This is a genomic window from Mycobacterium sp. 852002-30065_SCH5024008 (assembly GCF_001665645.1).
GTDB lineage: Bacteria > Actinomycetota > Actinomycetes > Mycobacteriales > Mycobacteriaceae > Mycobacterium > Mycobacterium paraffinicum.
On the sequence record NZ_LZSZ01000068.1, the window covers coordinates 116,344 to 133,153 of the forward strand.

The following is a 16,810-nucleotide window of genomic DNA, read 5'->3' on the forward strand; positions in this document are numbered from 1 at the left end:
ATTAGCTGCTCGGCCCGAACCGCTCGGTCCGGATGGCCGACGGCTGATGCCCCTGCTCGATCAGCTTCGCGGTCACCGATTCCACGAACCCCGTTGGACCGCAAACGTAGACGCGCGCAACATGGTCGGGCGCCCAATCCGTCGACACGAGGTCAGCGGCGCGGACCCGGCCGGGCGGCCGGGTTGTCCGCGGCGCGGCCACCCTGGTGTAGACCAGCGCGATCTGCAGCCAGTCACAGTTGCGCTCGAGCCGGCGCAGCTCTTGGGCGTAGTACACGTCGTCGGGACTGCGAACCGAATAGACCAACCGAAAGTCGGCGCTGCCCATCACTACCCGCTGTCGCAGCATGGCCATCAACGGCACGATTCCCGATCCGCCACCAATGAGCAGAATCCGGTCCCCCTCGTCAGGCCGCCAGACGAACCAGCCGCCGATGGGTCCTCGAAGTTCGACCTCATCGCCGGCGGTGAGCCCGGTGAGGTAGGGCGAGACTTCCCCGTCTGGAATCTGCTGCACAGTGAGCTCGATGCGCTCGCCGTCGGCTGGTCTGCTCAGTGAGTAGCTGCGTTGCGCGCTGTACCCGTCCTCGGCAGTCAGCTTGAGATCGACGTGCTGACCCGCCGAGTGGCCGCTCCAGCCCGGCACGGTCAGCCCGATCGTTTGCGCGGACCCCGTCTCGGGTTCAGAGTCCACCACGCGGGCAACCCGCCACTGCAACTTCGGTTTCACCTGAAGATCCACGGCCGCCGTCAATCGCCGGCGTAGCGTTGTTCTCGCCACGGGTCGCCGTAGCTGTGGTAGCCCAACCGCTCCCAGAATCCCGGCGTGTCACTGTCGCGCAGCTCGATGGATCTCACCCACTTCGCGGACTTCCAGAAATACAGGTGCGGCACCAAGAGCCGCGCCGGGCCGCCGTGCACCGCGCCAAGCGGTGCGCCCTGGTACGCGTAGACGATCCAGGCCTTGCCGCCGAGAAGGTCGCCCAAGGGAAGGTTGGTGGTGTAGCCGCCGTAGGAACCGACCAGTGCGAATCCGGCTGCGGTGTCGATCGATTCGAAAAGTGTGTCCAGAGAAACGCCTTCCCACTTGGTATTCAGCTTGGACCACGTGGTAACGCAGTGGATGTCCACGTTGAGACGCTCGCAGGGCAGGCGCTTGAACTTCGCCCAGGTCCACGAGTGTTCGGCGCCAAGCTCGTCGCGGATGGTGAATCGCCAGTGATCGAGATCGATCCGAGGAGTCGGCCCTGCTTGCAAGACAGGGAAGTCGTCGGTCAGATGCTGGCCGGGCGGCAGATCGGGGCCCGACTCAGCGCGACGTCCGCGAAATCCTTTGTTGACGATAGTCATTGGTGCTCCGTGTTGCTGTAGTGATCAACCCGAACAAGGCGGGGGCTGGATGTGCTGCTGGAATACGACCGCGGCGATCACGTAGGGTGCCGTCGTATCGCCGCCAGCAGCGCCTGGGATACCGCAATCTGTTCTCTGTTGGAGGAAAGGACAGGCGGTGCGTCCGCGGCCAGAAACAACAGTGGGGTCGTTGAATCTCATTCTGCCCCCGCTGCCTTCGGTAGCTGGGCGACTCCGCTGGCCGCGAATTGAGGGTTGGCGCCGAAAACAAATCCCATTGACAACACGGTGCGGGCGAAGAAGACGTCGGTGAGGTATGCGAGTGCGACCGCCCAGCGGTTGACGGGCCGGGGAAGCGCGTAAAGATGGTAGGCGCGGGCGACAAACTTTGCGGCATAGCCCGACAGGTGCACGCCGAGCGGATTGGCGACGGCGTAGCGCGGACCCAAGTCGACCACCATACCCTGGTCGCTGTGGCGATAGTCCTTTCGCTGGCCGTAGCCGAGACTCGCCGCGACGTTGCGGGCCAGTGTCTTACCTTGTCGGGTCGCGTGCTGTGCTGTGGGCGGTGCGATCTTGCCCGGCCGGGTTAGATCCGGAACGGCGGCGGCGTCGCCCGCGGCAAACAAGTCGGGATAACCTGGTACCTGCAAATCGGCCCGTACCTTGAGCCGGCCCCGCTCGGTTTCCAATCCCAGCGTGGCGATCAACGGTGACGGGCTCACGCCAGCCACCCACGCTACCGTGTAAGCGTCGATGCGCGAACCATCGATGAGCACAACATGATCGGCGTGAACTTCCCTGAGGGTCGTGCCCAACCGCACGTCGATTCCGCGAGAGCGCAGCACACGCATCGCAGCGTCGCCGAGCTTCCGCCCCAGCTCGGGCATGACCTGATTGGCCAAGTCCACCAGCACAAACCGCACCGAGGCCCGATCAAAGCCCATCTGCTTCGCCGCTGCGTCGGCGAGCGCGCGGAGCTGCGCCGCCAATTCGGAACCGGAATACGACGCACCGACAACGACAATCGTGCGTCGCGCGGCCGCGCGCTCCTCGTTTTCGTCGACGCAAGCCAGTTCCAACTGCTCGATCACACGATCACGCAGATACAGCGCCTCGGCCGTCGACTTCAGTCCGTGCGCATATTCGGCCAAACCGGGTGTATCGAACACGCGGGTCACCGAGCCTGGTGTCAAGACCAGCCGATCCCACGACAGCGTCCCTACCCGACCCTCCGGATCGATGAACGACAGCATATGCCGATCGAAGTCAACGCTATCGACCTGGCCGCGCACCGCCCGCACGCCCTTGAGCGTTCCGGCCAGCGGAACACAGACAAACCGCGGGTCGACGAGCCCACCGGCCACATCCGCGAGCAAAGGCGTGTACTGCAGGTAATCGACCGGTGAAACAATGGTCACCCTCACATCCGAGGCACCCGCCCTGTCTAGCCGTCGGACCAGTCGGCGCGCGCACTCGAAACCGGCGAACCCGCTGCCAACGATCACAACCGAGGTGGTCGGTTCCGCCTTCTGCGGTTGACGGTGAACTGGGACCGCCTCCATATCTCTTCTCCTGTCTGGTATTCGGGTATCCACCTGGTGTCGGGGATCGATCGCATGAGGTCTGCTGTTCCTTGGCCGGCCACGGAGTCCTCGACTGCGGCGTGGTAGACGGCTGTGGAGATCTCCAGCACGAGCATCGCCCGGGCCTGGGCCTTCTGTCATCACTCTTCAGCACGATTCACCCGGGTGATTTCGCGCAAGCTGCGATCTGTTGCATCGAATGCATTGAGTGACGCCCGCTTCAAGGGATTCTCCGCGGCGCCCTGCCGTGCGGTGAATCGTGCGCTCGCGGCACAGGATGCGCGACTAATACGGCTTGGCGACGGGCCGGGCGGAGGGACTCATTGGGTCGGGGGTCGCAATTGCGCCGCGCCGAAGGACACACCGAAGCGCTCGCACCACAGAACTACGCTGCCGAGCGCGCCGGTGTCGGCACCGTTGGGCACGGCGTAATCGGCGTTACCGCGGTTGGCGCGTAGGCTCCCGAGGTCTATGTGCTTGCAATGCCCAAACTTTCGCCATGGAAATCTGGCATCGTCGACCGGTGCATCGCTGAGCCATACGCGCAGTCGTGGTCCCAAAATGGTATGCAGATTTTCCAGCCGCAGAATCTGCGCCCCGTCGCCTAGGGTTAGCAGGCGCGCAACCCCGCTGGTTCGGTGGATGTGGCCCGTGAACTCGCCGCAGTGGGTCGTCTGCGCTCCAGGCGGCAGAGGTTCATCGGCGGTGGTCCTGGTCAACAACTTCCACGGTTGCAGCCACCACAGGGCCACCGGGACTCCGATGATGGCAATCGCTAGTCGAGCGACGCGATGCGGCACCAACCATTCCTGCCACCACCGAGCCCGCGTCGGCCGAATTAGTTCGTCCATCAGTTCAGATCGTCGCGGGCTATGAGCCGGCGCGCCGCTTCGGTGATCGAGCCGGACAGCGACGGATAGATCGCAAGCGTCCGGGCCAAATCGTCGACCGTGATCCGGTTTTGAACAGCCATCGCGATCGGCAATATCAATTCCGAAGCGATCGGCGCGACCACCACGCCCCCGATTATCACGCCGCTGTCCTGCCGGCAAAATAGTTTGACGAAGCCCTGGCGCAGCTCCGACATTTTCGCTCGTGCGTTGGTTTTCAACGGCAGCATGATGCTGCGGGCCTGAATCGAGCCGTCGTCGATCGCGGTCTGCGAGACGCCGACCGTCGCGACTTCTGGGTGCGTGAACACCGTCGCCGCGACGGTGCGCAGCCGGAGCGGATTAACGGCTTCACCAAGCGCGTGATACATCGCGATCCGGCCCTGCATGGCGGCAACCGAGGCTAACGGCAGAACACCAGTGCAGTCCCCCGCCGCGTAAATGCCCGCGACCGATGTCCGCGACACCCGGTCGACGGCAATGTAATTACCGGGGCCGAGTTCGATGCCCGCGCGCTGTAAACCCAGCCGGCCGGTGTTGGGCACTGACCCAAGTGTCATCAATGCGTGGCTGCCCTCTACGGTGCGGCCGTCAGTCATTGTCAGTAGCACCCCGTCGCCGGTCCGCCTGACGGATTGCGCCCGGGCGTTTTTGATCAGTTTGACGCCGCGTTGGGCGAACGATTCCTCGAGCACCTGCGCGGCGTCGGCGTCCTCGTACGGCAACACTCGGTCGCGGCTGGCCACCACCGTTACGGTCACGCCCAGTTCGATGTAGGCGTTGGCGAATTCGGTGCCGGTCACCCCGCATCCCACCACGATGAGGTGATCAGGCAACGAATCCAGGTCGTAGAGCTGGCGCCAGGTCAGGATGCGCTCGCCGTCGGGATGCGCCGACGGCAGGACCCGGGGGCTCGCGCCGGTGGCGATCAACACCACGTCGGCATCGCGGATCGTGGTGCTGCCGTCGCGCGCGCTCACCTTGACGCGGTGCCGGGCCAGACCGGGAGCCGCATCAACCAGCTCGCCGCGGCCCGCGATCAACTCGACACCCAAGCTCAGCAGCTGGGCGGTGATATCCACCGATTGCTCGGTAGCGAGCATCTTGATCCGCTGGTGGATCTCCGCCAAACAGATCTTGGCGTCGTCAATGTGGATGTCGAAACCCAGGCGGGTTGCCCGTCGCAGTTCAGTGCGCAGCCCCGTGGAGGTAATAAAGGTCTTCGACGGCACGCAGTCGCACAGCACCGCGGCGCCGCCCACCCCGTCGGAATCGACGACGGTGACGCGGGCTACGGCCGGATCTCGTGCAGCTGCAACCAATGCCGCCTCGTAGCCGGCCGGGCCGCCGCCGAGGATCACAACACGGGTCACCACAGGTGAAATTTCACCGACGGGCCGGACGACGGGTCATCAGAGACGCCATTCCCCACCGGCGCTGGTGTCTTCGTCGCCGATGATATGCATGGCGGCCTCCTCAGCCGAGGCAGCGCCGCCGTCAATACCGACGTCGTGGGCAAGGTAATCCGCACCAGGATCCGTGGGGTCGACGTCGAACGCGACGAGCCGACCTGCGCGCATGTCGCCGACCTGATCGTCGATTGGCTCCCCATCGCTGTCGGCGCTATCACCGATTCCGTCGCCATCCCACTGATCGGTCACTTCGGGCACCTCACGGGCCAGTCGGCGCGCCAGGCTTTCATGGGTCCGCGCTTCCCTCGCGGTGAGACCCCACGCTCGCAGTTCACGGGGCCGTTCCGGGGGTGAGTAGCCCTCGTCGAGGTCGATGCCAGTCTCTTCTGAGTCCAGGCTTTCTTCTGGTTCGAGGAGATGGGCCTGCACATCGTCGAATTCAGAAATCCCCATCGGTGCCCTCTCCATTCCGTATCTGCCAGGTCTTATTGCGCTGGCGGGTCCGCTGCTGTGCCGAGACAACGGCACACACCTGCGCAGCTGAAGATGTTCTGATCATGACGCGCAGAGGGGTGAACTGTCGTCGCCCACCTCCGCCACTCACCCGGGTGATCGACGGCAGACGAATCGTCAAGACCGGTGGAGCGGGCCGGCAAGTTCACCGCAGCAGTCGATGCACGACCCGGTTGGTGTTGAGTTTGTGGATGGCGTTCACGACCACGTGCCGCTCACCCGGATGAATTGCCCCGTCGGGTGATGACCACTCACCCCGCGGCGGTGGACCCTGGCACCGGAATGACAACCGGAGGTGTTGTGGACGCAAGAAAATGCCGTACCCGCGGCCAGGGCCGCGTGATTCGGGGATCGGCCATGGAAGAAACGCGCCTGAACGCAGGCGCGGCCAAGGCAGCGCATGTACAGCGGCCGGAAGAAGACGATGCACTGACCGGCGCCGCCGCATCCAGACGCTCGCGCTTTTGGTCCCCGCGTTCCTCGGGTGCCCGGACCGTTCTCCCGCACCGGTCCCCCCCCGGTTCGGTCGTGCCTGACTCGGGCAAGCGATGGCCAGTATCTAGGCGTGCCACTGCTTTTCGCGAGGGAGGGAACGTAGCGTGGGCCGCGTACGCGCCGAATGTACAAAGGCGCCAGACGTCCCGCTGACCGCTCAATTTGAAAGCGCCGTCGTCCCGCTCCTTGAACCCCTGTATCGGCAAGCTCTCCGGATGACCTCCAACCGAGTGGACGCGGAGGATCTGGTGCAAGAAACAATGCTCCATGCTTATGCCGGTTTCCGCGCGTTCGAGCCAGGCACAAACCTCGAAGCATGGCTGCGGCGGATCATGACCAACACCCATATCAACGGCTATAGGAGGCAAAAGCGCCGTCCCGCGCAACATCCGAGTGGTGAGATCACCGATCGACAGCTAGCGGCCAGTGCCCCACACACGCGCGGGGGCCTCCGGTCGGCCGAAGACCAGGCCCTCGAACTGCTGCCAGACCCCGACCTCAAGGCGGCAATGATGGGGCTGCCCGAGCAGTTTCGCATCGTCGTGTACTTTGCCGACATTGCCGGATACTCCTACAAGGAGATCGCCGCCATGACCGACTCCCGGCAAGGGACCGTAAGTTCGAGGCTGAACCGCGGTCGAAAACAATTGCGCGAATTGCTATTCGACTCCGCAGTCGACCATGCTCCGAGAACGACCGACAACGCGTCAGTCAGAGGCAACCAACAGCATCCGGCAGGCGCTGATCACGACGGTTCCGGGGCGGCATCGACGGTGAAAGGCAAGGCTGATCCTGCATGTTCGCTACATGGTCCCCTCGGGGCGCTGACAGCCGTTTGCACGGACCCGCGTCGAGAACGATCCGGGCATCGTCGTCGAGTTCATGTGATCGGGCGGGAGATCAAGGGACGTGATGGATAAAGCGAGAGCTCAGTCCCCGCATACGGTTACCCCGTCGTTGCCCTGGAGCATCGGCCTGATGCTACCGGCACCGGAACATCTGGCGTTCTATGCCGGCGTCGGTGCGATGGCCCTGTTCGGGATCATGGAATGGCCCGTCGTCGCTGCGTTGGTGGTGGGCCACACGCTTGTCAACGCGCAGCACAACAAGGTTCTTCAATCACTTGGTGAAGCATTGGAAGAAGCCTAGTTGCAATAGATTACGAGCCTGCGTTTGCGGTCTTCCGTGACCGAAAGGCCTCACGCTCGCAGGATCGAAACAGCGACCACGCTAGTAATGAATCCGAATAACAGGTGAAGCCCGAGCGCGATCGGCACGGGATTTACCTTCGCGACGCCCCGTGCACCAACATGGATCGCGCCGATGCCAACATAATTTATGAGCCACAGCGCCACGCCGGCCACCAGACCAGTCGCGAGGTACGCGTGCGTGAAATCCTGCGCGAGAAGGACGATAGCGATGCCGAATACGGCCGAGAGTAGGACGTGGAGGGCGACGCCGACGAGGGTGGCCACTCCAAACATCCTAGTGTGGGCGCGCCTTGGGCCCAGAATGAGGCCGCCGATGCTGTTGGGCAGCGCCCACAAACCCCGCCCACTCGCCGCACCGTAGGCCATGCCTAGCGCGGCGATTGCGAGTCCGCCGACAATGCCACCAATGACGCCAGCGACGTAGCCGGTCACAGTTCCCTCCTTGTTGTTCGATCAAATCCAGGACCCACCCGAGGGGGACATCTGATCGGTCTCCTAGCTGAGTGACAGTTACAGAGCCGCAAAGTATTCAGCGTTGAAGCGTCCGCGACCAGGACGCCGCGAATTTGGACACCCCGTCGTGTTCAAGTACGGCGAACACATTGGGCAGATCGACACCGACCGTCGTCAGCCGGTCGAACACTTCCCGCGCGTGCACCGCCTGGCCCGCCATGGTTTCACCGGCGATGACGCCGTGGTCGGCCACCGCCTCCAGCGTCGGTTCAGGAATGGTGCTGACCGTGTTTGGTGCCACGAGTTCCGTGACGTACATCGTGTCAGGGTAAGCGGCGTTTTTTACACCCGTGGAGGCCCACAACGGCCGTTGCACGCGAGCACCCGCGGCGCGCAGCGCGGCGAAGCGAGGCTCGGCTTCGAAGACCTGCTGGTAGGCCGCGTAGGCCAATCGCGCGTTGGCAATGCCCGCCTGTCCTCGCAGTCTGAGCGCCTCATCGGTGCCGATCACCTCGAGTCGCTTGTCGACTTCGGTGTCCACTCTGGATACGAACAGCGATGCCACAGAGTGGATTTGAGATATGTCAACGCCCGCCTGGCTGGCGGCTTCGACACCGGCCAGATAGGCGTTCATCACGGCTCGATGCCGTTGGACAGAAAAGATCAGCGTGACGTTGACTGAGACACCTTTGGCCAGCGCGGCGGTGATCGCCGGCAGCCCCGCTGTGGTCGCCGGTATTTTGATGAACACGTTGGGCCGGTCGACGACCTTGGCCAGCTCGACGGCCTGAGTGACTGTTGCATCGGTGTCGTTCGCCAGCGACGGGTCGACCTCAATGGAAACTCTCCCGTCGACGCCGTCGGACGCCTCCCACTGCGGGCGGAGCACATCGCAGGCCGCCCGAACGTCGTCGGTGATCGCCGTGCGGACTGCGGTATCGATATCGGTACCGCGGCCCGTGAGCTCGGCAATCTGGCCATCGTAGGCGCGCCCGTGTGTCAGTGCGCGCTCAAAGGTGGACGGGTTAGTGGTCACGCCGACAACGCTTCTCGTGTCGATCAACTGCCGCAGCTTGCCGGACTGCAGCAGGCTGCGCGACAAGTCATCCAGCCAGACCGATACCCCCGCCAGTGATAGTGCAGCCAGATTCGGGTTCTGAGTCATCCCGTCACCGCCGCTCGCCGGGGGCCGAGTCGCGGTAGAACCCATCCCACACCACATACGGCCCGATAGAGCACCAACGGCGCGTACGCACTCAGCAGCACCTGCCAATCAGGCGGAGTTACCGAGCCCACGTCGCTATTGAGTCGGCTCGGCATGTTCCGGCGTGACTGCCCCCGCGCCGCCCGCACCGTCACCGCGGTTGGGCAACGCCCACTCCGGGCGGACGTAGTGGCAGGTGTAGCCGGATGGATACCGCTGCAGGTAGTTCTGGTGCTCGGGTTCGGCTTCCCAAAACTCGCCGGCCGGGTTGACCTCGGTTACGACTGCGCCGGGCCAGCGGCCTGATGCTTCGACGTCGGCAATGGTGCGCACTGCGATTTGCTTCTGCTCGTCGTCCAGATAGAAAATCGCTGACCGGTAGCTGGTTCCGACATCGTTGCCTTGACGGTTCTTCGTGGTCGGGTCGTGGATCTGGAAGAAGAATTCCAGCAGTGCCCGGTAATCGGTCTCGTCTGGGTCGTAGGTGATTTCAAGTGCCTCCGCGTGGCCGGGGTGATTGCGGTAGGTGGGATGCGTGTTGCTGCCACCGGTGTAGCCGACCCGGGTGGATACCACACCGGGCTGCTTGCGGAACAGGTCCTCCATGCCCCAAAAGCAGCCGCCGGCAAGAACGGCGATCTTATTGTCAGTCATGATTTCTGCTCGCCGACGCTTTGGTGTTGCTCCGATCCATCCTGTGTGAACAAGTGCAGATATTGCCCATAACCCTCGGCTTCCAGGTCGTCGCGGTGGATGAATCGCAGAGATGCCGAGTTGATGCAGTAGCGCAACCCGCCCGCTTCTGCAGGGCCATCCGGGAATACGTGGCCCAGATGGCTGTCCGCGTGGGCTGATCGCACCTCGACTCGATCCATGAAGTGGCTGCGGTCGTGCTTCTCAACAAGGCTGTCCGCGTCGATGGGCTGGGTGAAGCTGGGCCAGCCGCTTCCACTGTCGAATTTGTTCACCGAGGCGAAAAGCGGTTCGCCAGAAACAATGTCAACGTAGATGCCGGGTTCATGGTTGTCGCAGTACTCGCCGGTGAACGGAAGCTCCGTGCCGCTCTCCTGGGTGATGCGGTATTGCTCGGGGGTTAGCGCGTCAACCGCGGCGCGGTTCTTGCTGTAATTGTGTGACACTCGATCTCCTTCGTTCACGCAGCCTTGGTGTGCTGCGCTTTGTATTTCGTCCCGTCCAGCGTCGTTGCCGGGTTAGTTGCGGCCCGCCATGATGCCGCCGTCGACGTTGAGAATCGCGCCGGTGACCCAACTGGCCTCATCAGAGAGCAGGTACGTCACGGCGTTGGCGACGTCGGCGGGGGTGCCGACGCGTCCCAGGGGGTGAAGCGGCGCAAAAGTGTCAAGCGTGGCGTCGATCTCGTCCTTCGGGATGAAGCCCTCGTAGAGGGGAGTCTTCACGACGGCCGGTGCCACCGCGTTGACGCGGATCTTGTGCTCGGCAAGCTCGATCGCGAGGTTGTGGGTCAGCGCGTGCAGCCCGGCTTTTTGCATCGAGTACACCGACGACGGCGTCAGAGCAATCGCCTGATGTGCCCACATGCTGCCGATGTTGACGATGGAGCCACCCTCCCCGCGGGCGATCATGCCCTCAACGACTGTCTGCGTCAGGAAGAACAAGGCATAGTTGAGCTCCATGTACGAGTCATAGGTCAACGCGTCGTACTCGAGAAACGGCTTGGGAACAAAGAATCCAGCCGCATTGACCAACAACGTCGCATCGCCGTGGTGCTCGGAGACCACGCGCTGAACGTCGCCGACCGCGCTCCGATCGGTCAACTCAGCGGTGATCCCCCAGGCCTGACCACCCCCAGCGGTCAGTTCGGCCACGGTGTCATCAACGCGGTCCTTAGACCGGCCGACGATCACCGCACTGCCGCCGTGCCGCACGATATCCACGGCGACCTGCCGCCCCATACCGGCACTGCCCCCGAGGACGATGACCTTCTTGGAATCGAAGTGCATGGTGAGACCTTTCTGCTGTTCATTCTCGGCGACTCCTGCTGGGCCCTTTACCCGGCAAGAACAGTTGTAGCCCTGGCGATTACACCCGGCGCAATGCGTGTCTACCTCTAACTGGTATCAATCTGCTGCCCGGCGGGGTGAGCTGTCATCACCCCGGCGTTGTTTCACCCGGGTGAGTTCTGGCGCGGCGCGAGATCAACTGCTGACACCGCAATACCGTGACGGCGTTCGCCGTCGATCACCGCGTGAGGGGCGAAGCTTCGCGAAATTAACCCGGGCGATCAGGGGACGAGAGCTTCGCGCTTCGGTGAGGAGCCAGCGCCCAGTTGAGAACCGGTGCAGCCGGTGCTGGCGAGTCATGACTGTATTGACGGAAGCGGGTTGTAATGCTCAGAAACAAAGACCGGGAAGTAAAGTGGCTGCGAATACGTTTAGCCGGCGGTTGCGATTACACGCGGCGACAGGCGACGTTGGAGCGTATGCCTAAAGGCAACCACCGATGTGACGACGTGTACACGAGATGGCGGCGGGCGCAGGTTAATTACTCGGTGCCGTGATTGTTCACAGCCTTGGGGCGACAATGAAGGAGTGTCAACCATGTACAGCGCAGATGAAGAAGTGGTGCTGATCACCGAGGCCACGGCCTTGCCAGGCAGAGGAGACGACTTGCGGCGTGCGCTTGCTGAGCTAATCCCGCAGTCGCTGGCCGAAGGAGACGTGAGCACCTTCCGGCTCCACGAAGACCGAGATCAGCCAGGACATTTCACACTTTATCAGCGATTCCGAAACCAGCACGGTGTCGACCTCCACGTCCAGACCGAACACTTCGCGCTCAGCGTGGGAGCGTTGGCCCAGTTCGCTGAAGGCGGCGAGGCCCAGGTCACCTTCTACCATGTATTGAGTCGCTAAGCCCCTGCGCCTCCCGCGCTCTGGGTCATACCACCCATCGGAAGCGGGGCCCCCGGTCTATGGTCCGGGGCGACCCCCCTGCGACAGCTAAAGGCCGCGCCTTGTCCAGATTGTTCAGCGCAGGGCCGCACCGCTGTGGTATTCGGGACTACTGCGATCCCGGCGCCGGTGCGCAGGCCGGCTCTGGCAAATCCAAATCGGCTTTGCTCAGTCGGTAGATTTCAAGGGGTAAGTTGTAGTACTTGTCCGTCTCACCGACCCATTCCATGCCCACTCGCCGCGCCGTAGCCACCCCGCGATGATTGCCTGGCCGCACGACTGCGAAGACCTCACTGACACCAACATTTGTGAATGCTTGATGAGCCACCGCATGACCGGCTTCCGCGCCATAGCCGCGACCCCACAGCGTCGGTGCGACCTGCCATCCGATCTCAAGATCGGTGCGGCCAGGTGGAAGCGGAAGCAGTGCCACTCCCCCGATCAGGTCGCCAGAGTCTCTATCGGTAATCGCCCATCGGCCCAGGGGCAGGCCGGTCGCGTCGCTTTCGGCGATCCATGCGCCCAAGAGTTGACGCATGTGCGCGTCGTCGGTGATCAAGGGCAGCGCCGGACACAGCCAACGCGAAACCTCCGCGTCCCCGTATATCCCATAGGCGGCGGTGTCGTCGTCGAGCTGCCAAGGGCGCAACAAGAGCCGGGTCGTCAGGATGCGGCGCGTGTCAGGGTCCCATTCGACGTGACGATGCTCAGTCATTTCCGCCTCCTGGGTTTGTCATACACGTACTGGGGCAAGTCACCCAATTCTAGGCCCCGCCAAGGGCGAATACTTGCGGCCGGCGGCCGGCGGTAGCGTCTGGGGCACACGCCCCACTCCGGGACATCATGAAGTACCCAGAGGTATAGCAACAGAGTGATCGGACCGGCTGTCGGGCGACCGCGTGATTCACGGTGTCGGTGCCGCTCACGCGTTGAGCAGCCGCTCACCGATCACCCGTTCGGCCCGCAGTCTCGCGATCTCGTCCGCGGACAGGCCCAACCCGCCCAGGATGTCGTCGTTGTGCTGGCCCAGCGTCGGCGGGGCGGCGCGGTGGTGGCGGGGCGGTCCGGGGGTGATGCGAAACGGCCAGCCGGGAAAGCGGTGCGGCCCGGTGATCGGGTGGACCAGCTCCTCGTAGTAGCCGCGCGCGTCGAGCTGGGCCCCGATCAGCTCGCCGTCGTACATCTGATCGCCGGTGATCACGCGTTCCGCCGGGATGCCCTGTGCACGCAGGGTTTCCACGATGTCGGCGGCGGTCTGGGTGCGGGTCCACGCGGCGACCATCTCGTCGAACACGTCGTGGTCGAGCCGCCCCTCGTCGGGCAGCGACAACGCCACCCACACCCCGTCGACACTGGTCGGATACACGCCCTGCAGGTAGCCGCGCCGCCTGTTGCCCTCCCGCGGACGCACGACGCCGGTCATCGAGTACTCGATCACCGGTTCCGCGGTCACGCAGGCGGCAACCTCGATCTGGGCGATCTCGATCAGCTGACCCGTACCGGTGCGGCTCCTGTGCTCCAAGGCGCCCAGCAGCGCGACCCCCGCGTGCACGCCGACGATGGGATCGGCGGGGCCCTGCGGGTTGCATGGCGGACCGTCGGGGTAACCGGTCACGGCCGACATTCCCGAGGTCTGCTCGAAGTTCAGCGCCCACCCGACGTAGTCGCGCCACGGGCCCCGCAGGCCGTATCCCGGCATCCGCACAACGATCACGTCAGGGTTCAGCGCCACCAGCGCCTCGTAGTCCAGGCCGAACTGCTCGACCACCCGGGGCGAGAAGTTCTCCACCACCACATCGGCCTCCGCGGCCAGCCGCCGGGCGATGCCGAGGCCCCGCTCGGAGGTCAGGTCGAGGGTGAGGTCGCGCTTGTTGAGGTTGGTGCCCTGCCAGATGGGGCTGCGTTCATACCAGTCGTCGCCCTCGTAGGCGAAGGCGCCGGAGTAGCGGTGTCCGTCCGGCCGCTGGATCGACTCGACCTTGACGATGTCGGCGCCGAACGCGCCCAGGTAGCAGGTCAGGTAGGCCCCGGCCCAGAACGTGGTCAGGTCGAGGACGCGCAGGCCGGAAAAGGGCAGCGGCCCCTCGGTCCTGTTAAGCGAGCGCGCCGCGGTGGCCCACGGTTCGGGGCCCGTGCCCAGGTTAGGCGCCGGGCGGGGTTGCGGCACCGGGGTTTTCGCGAAACGGAACGGCGGCCCGGGCCGCTGGAACGACCAACCGGGCCCACCGGATTGCACGAAGAAACCGCGCTCGGCGTACTGCGGGCAGGTCGACACGGTGGCCCCGTCGTTGACCGGCGCGGCCGGAATGCGCAGGGCCTGAGCGAGTTCCACGATCTCGCCGACGGTCTGCTGGGCGAGCAACGGCTCCGCCTTGCGGAAGAATTCGTCGCGCTCCGGGCCGCCCATCATGATCGCGATCTGATGCTCGCCGTACTCGGGCAGGCCGAGCATGGCGCACACATCCAGCCAGTGCTGGCCCGTCAGGCAGTTGATGCCCACCCAGCCGTCGGCGGCCCGGACGACACCCAGCATGGGCGCCGACCGCAGGTTCGCGGGCAAGCCGAGGCCTTTCATGCGCTGTGCCATCAGCATCGGATAGGGCAGCGTCGACAGCAGTGCCTCGAGCTGGGAGACGTCGACCTCTCTGACCCGGCCGGCGGTCGGCAGCCGCAAGGCGGTCAGCGCGCCCAGCGCGCCGTAAACGCCTGCGACGTACTCGGAGATGCGGGCACCGACCTGCACCGGTGGGCGGTCCGGATCCCGGGCGCTGATCCATCCCGACGCCGCCTGCACGGTCAGGGGTGTGGCTTGCCGCTGCCGCCAGGGCCCGCACTGACCGAATCCAGAGATGCGCAGCAACACCAGGTTTGGGTTCAGCCGGCTCAGGGCGTCCGGGCCCAGCCCCCGGCGTTCCAACATTCCCGGACCGAGATCCTCGATGAGCACGTGCGCCGGCGCGATGAACTCGCGGGTCGCCGCCAGATCACCCGGCTCGGCCAGGTCCAGGGTGGCGCCGCGCTTTCCGGCGTTGAGGTACTCGAACAGTCCGGAGCGCTGCGGGTCGCAGACTCCGCCCGGGAACGGACCCCAGCGGCGCAACGAATCTCCGGCGGGCGGCTCTATCTTGGTGACCTCGGCACCGAGGTCGACGAAAAGCTTTGCGGCGTAAGGACCTGAGATCTCGTTGGCGAGTTCGACGACGTGGAGCCCGGTGAGGGGTCCCGTCATGCCGGGATCCCGATGGCCTTCACCTCCATGTACTGGTGCAGCCCGGTGATACCGCCGCTTTCCCGGCCGAACCCGCTCAGCTTGAAGCCGCCGAACGGCGCATCGCCCGGCCCGACGCCGTTGACCGCGACCTGACCGGTGCGCATGCGCCGGGCGACCGCGACGGCCCGGTCCACGTCGGTGCCCCACACGGCGCCGGAAAGCCCGTAGCACGAGTTGTTCGCGATCGCGACGGCGTCGTCGTCGTCGCGGTAGCGCAGCACCGACAGCACGGGCCCGAACACTTCCTCCTGCGCGATCGTCGAATCCGGTTGCACACCAGTGAGAATCGTCGGTTCGAAGTAGTAGCCGACATCCAGGCCGGCCGGACGGCCGCCGCCGGTCGCCAGCTTCGCTCCGTCGTTGACCGCACCGTCGACGTGCGCTTGCACACGCTCGCGTTGCGCCGCGCTGATGAGCGGCCCCATCTCCACCGCCGGGTCCGTGGGGTCGCCGACCTTGACGTCGCGGGCGAGCGCGACGAGCCGGTCCACGACGTCGTCGTGCAACGAATCGGGAAGCAGCAGCCGGCTGTGCAGGATGCAGGCCTGCCCGGCATGCAGCGAGCAGCAATCGAACAGCATCTGCCGCAGTATGTCGTCGGTCACCTGCGTGTCATCGAGGATGATGCTCGCCGACTTCCCGCCGCATTCCAGCAACAGCCGCTTCATGGCGTCACCCGCGGCCCGCATGACCTCGCACCCGACGGCGGAACTGCCGGTGAAGCTGATCATGTCGATGCGCGGATCCGTCGTGAGCAGCTTGGCGGCCTCGAGGCCCGACGGCGTGACGACGTTGACGACGCCCGGCGGGATGTCGGTCTCCTCGTCGATGATGCGCGCCAGCGCGAGGCCCGCCAGCGGCGTCAGCGGTGAGGGCTTGAGCACGACGGTGTTGCCCGCGGCCAGGGCGTTGTTCACCTTCATCACGTTGAGACAGTGCGGGAAGTTCCACGGCGTCAGGATCGATACGACACCGAGCGGCTCGCGGCGCAACAACGTCGTTCCGGCACCGATCCCGGTGACCGGCTCGTCGACCAGCTTCGTCGCGAGCTGGGCCGCATGCATCGACATGTAGCCGGCGCCGTCGATTTGCATCATGCGTTCGTTGGTGACGCAGCCCCATTCGACCTGTGACAGCGCGAAGATCTCGTCGGCGTGCTTGAGCAGGGCCGCACCGAGCTGATTGAGGCAGCCGGCCCGCTCGTCGGGGCCCATCCGGCCCCACGCCCCGCTGTCGAACGCCCGCCGCGCGGCGTCGATCGCCGCGCCGACCTGGGCGACGCTCGCGTCCGGGGCGGTGCCGATGGATTCCTCGGTGGCCGGGTTGATGTCGTCGTAGCGACCGTCCTCCGGCTCGACCCATCTGCCGTCGATGTAGAGCTGATAGGTGTCGACAAGAGATCGCGGAGTTTGCAGCTCGGTCATGCGGTTCCTCACCCGAACGTCGGTCATCTAACCACTTGGTGTACACCCATGCCTCCGTGCCGTCAATCACT

At 64.7% G+C, this 16,810-nt stretch carries 17 protein-coding genes; 3 read left to right on the forward strand and 14 right to left on the reverse strand.

The genetic code is table 11. From position 1 onward, the window contains the following. Position 1: 1 nt before the first annotated feature. The 6 genes from A5781_RS08580 to A5781_RS08605 all read right to left on the reverse strand — a co-directional run bounded on the left by A5781_RS08580 (position 2) and on the right by A5781_RS08605 (position 5,706). Positions 2 to 742, reverse strand: a complete 741-nt coding sequence (locus A5781_RS08580; protein WP_082939274.1) for a ferredoxin reductase — start codon at positions 740 to 742, stop codon at positions 2 to 4. An 8-nt stretch (positions 743 to 750) separates the two neighbouring features. Beyond that, a complete protein-coding gene (locus A5781_RS08585) occupies positions 751 to 1,350 on the reverse strand; it encodes a sulfite oxidase-like oxidoreductase (protein WP_067203803.1) in 600 nt (199 codons plus the stop codon). A gap of 197 nt (positions 1,351 to 1,547) precedes the next feature. Further along, positions 1,548 to 2,915 carry an NAD(P)/FAD-dependent oxidoreductase gene (locus A5781_RS08590; RefSeq protein ID WP_067203804.1) on the reverse strand — a complete coding sequence of 456 codons (1,368 nt, stop codon included), beginning with the start codon at positions 2,913 to 2,915 and terminating at the stop codon, positions 1,548 to 1,550. Positions 2,916 to 3,256: 341 nt separating this feature from the next. Then, on the reverse strand, positions 3,257 to 3,688 hold the full coding sequence (locus A5781_RS08595) for a DM13 domain-containing protein (RefSeq protein ID WP_197503748.1): 432 nt from the start codon (positions 3,686 to 3,688) through the stop codon (positions 3,257 to 3,259). A 98-nt stretch (positions 3,689 to 3,786) separates the two neighbouring features. After that, a complete protein-coding gene (locus A5781_RS08600; protein WP_067203805.1) occupies positions 3,787 to 5,202 on the reverse strand; it encodes an NAD(P)H-quinone dehydrogenase in 1,416 nt (471 codons plus the stop codon). A 36-nt stretch (positions 5,203 to 5,238) separates the two neighbouring features. Further along, positions 5,239 to 5,706 carry a DUF5709 domain-containing protein gene (locus A5781_RS08605; RefSeq protein ID WP_067203806.1) on the reverse strand — a complete coding sequence of 156 codons (468 nt, stop codon included), beginning with the start codon at positions 5,704 to 5,706 and terminating at the stop codon, positions 5,239 to 5,241. A gap of 644 nt (positions 5,707 to 6,350) precedes the next feature. Here A5781_RS08605 and A5781_RS24915 point away from each other — a divergent pair. Both A5781_RS24915 and A5781_RS25515 read left to right on the forward strand, forming a co-directional pair. Beyond that, on the forward strand, positions 6,351 to 7,166 hold the full coding sequence (locus A5781_RS24915) for a sigma-70 family RNA polymerase sigma factor (protein WP_369817697.1): 816 nt from the start codon (positions 6,351 to 6,353) through the stop codon (positions 7,164 to 7,166). Between the two features lie 37 nt (positions 7,167 to 7,203). Continuing rightward, positions 7,204 to 7,395: a hypothetical protein gene (locus tag A5781_RS25515; RefSeq protein ID WP_156624489.1), complete on the forward strand. Its 192-nt coding sequence runs from the start codon at positions 7,204 to 7,206 to the stop codon at positions 7,393 to 7,395. 50 nt (positions 7,396 to 7,445) lie between these two features. Here A5781_RS25515 and A5781_RS08615 read toward each other — a convergent pair whose 3' ends face one another. The 5 genes from A5781_RS08615 to A5781_RS08635 all read right to left on the reverse strand — a co-directional run bounded on the left by A5781_RS08615 (position 7,446) and on the right by A5781_RS08635 (position 11,096). Beyond that, positions 7,446 to 7,889 carry a hypothetical protein gene (locus tag A5781_RS08615; RefSeq protein ID WP_067203808.1) on the reverse strand — a complete coding sequence of 148 codons (444 nt, stop codon included), beginning with the start codon at positions 7,887 to 7,889 and terminating at the stop codon, positions 7,446 to 7,448. Between the two features lie 97 nt (positions 7,890 to 7,986). Beyond that, on the reverse strand, positions 7,987 to 9,075 hold the full coding sequence (gene tal, locus A5781_RS08620; protein ID WP_067203809.1) for a transaldolase: 1,089 nt from the start codon (positions 9,073 to 9,075) through the stop codon (positions 7,987 to 7,989). Between the two features lie 135 nt (positions 9,076 to 9,210). Then, on the reverse strand, positions 9,211 to 9,768 hold the full coding sequence (msrA, locus tag A5781_RS08625) for a peptide-methionine (S)-S-oxide reductase MsrA (protein WP_067203810.1): 558 nt from the start codon (positions 9,766 to 9,768) through the stop codon (positions 9,211 to 9,213). Then, entirely contained in the window at positions 9,765 to 10,253 is a 489-nt protein-coding gene (gene msrB / locus A5781_RS08630; protein ID WP_067203811.1) for a peptide-methionine (R)-S-oxide reductase MsrB, read from the reverse strand. Before msrB ends, msrA begins: the two co-directional genes overlap by 4 nt. Positions 10,254 to 10,325: 72 nt before the next feature. Then, a complete protein-coding gene (locus A5781_RS08635) occupies positions 10,326 to 11,096 on the reverse strand; it encodes an SDR family NAD(P)-dependent oxidoreductase (protein ID WP_067203812.1) in 771 nt (256 codons plus the stop codon). A 597-nt stretch (positions 11,097 to 11,693) separates the two neighbouring features. On the opposite strand from A5781_RS08635, the gene A5781_RS24920 reads away from it, so the two are divergent. Beyond that, positions 11,694 to 12,005 carry a putative quinol monooxygenase gene (locus A5781_RS24920; protein ID WP_156624492.1) on the forward strand — a complete coding sequence of 104 codons (312 nt, stop codon included), beginning with the start codon at positions 11,694 to 11,696 and terminating at the stop codon, positions 12,003 to 12,005. A gap of 148 nt (positions 12,006 to 12,153) precedes the next feature. Here A5781_RS24920 and A5781_RS08645 read toward each other — a convergent pair whose 3' ends face one another. The 3 genes from A5781_RS08645 to A5781_RS08655 form a co-directional block, all read right to left on the reverse strand. Next, positions 12,154 to 12,759 carry a GNAT family N-acetyltransferase gene (locus tag A5781_RS08645; RefSeq protein WP_067203814.1) on the reverse strand — a complete coding sequence of 202 codons (606 nt, stop codon included), beginning with the start codon at positions 12,757 to 12,759 and terminating at the stop codon, positions 12,154 to 12,156. 207 nt (positions 12,760 to 12,966) lie between these two features. Next, complete coding sequence (locus A5781_RS08650) at positions 12,967 to 15,273, reverse strand: CaiB/BaiF CoA-transferase family protein (protein ID WP_067203815.1); 2,307 nt, start codon at positions 15,271 to 15,273, stop codon at positions 12,967 to 12,969. Then, positions 15,270 to 16,739 (reverse strand): aldehyde dehydrogenase family protein, encoded by a 1,470-nt coding sequence (locus A5781_RS08655; protein WP_067203868.1) that lies wholly within the window; start codon positions 16,737 to 16,739, stop codon positions 15,270 to 15,272. The genes A5781_RS08650 and A5781_RS08655 overlap by 4 nt, the downstream gene beginning before the upstream one ends. Positions 16,740 to 16,810: the final 71 nt, after the last annotated feature.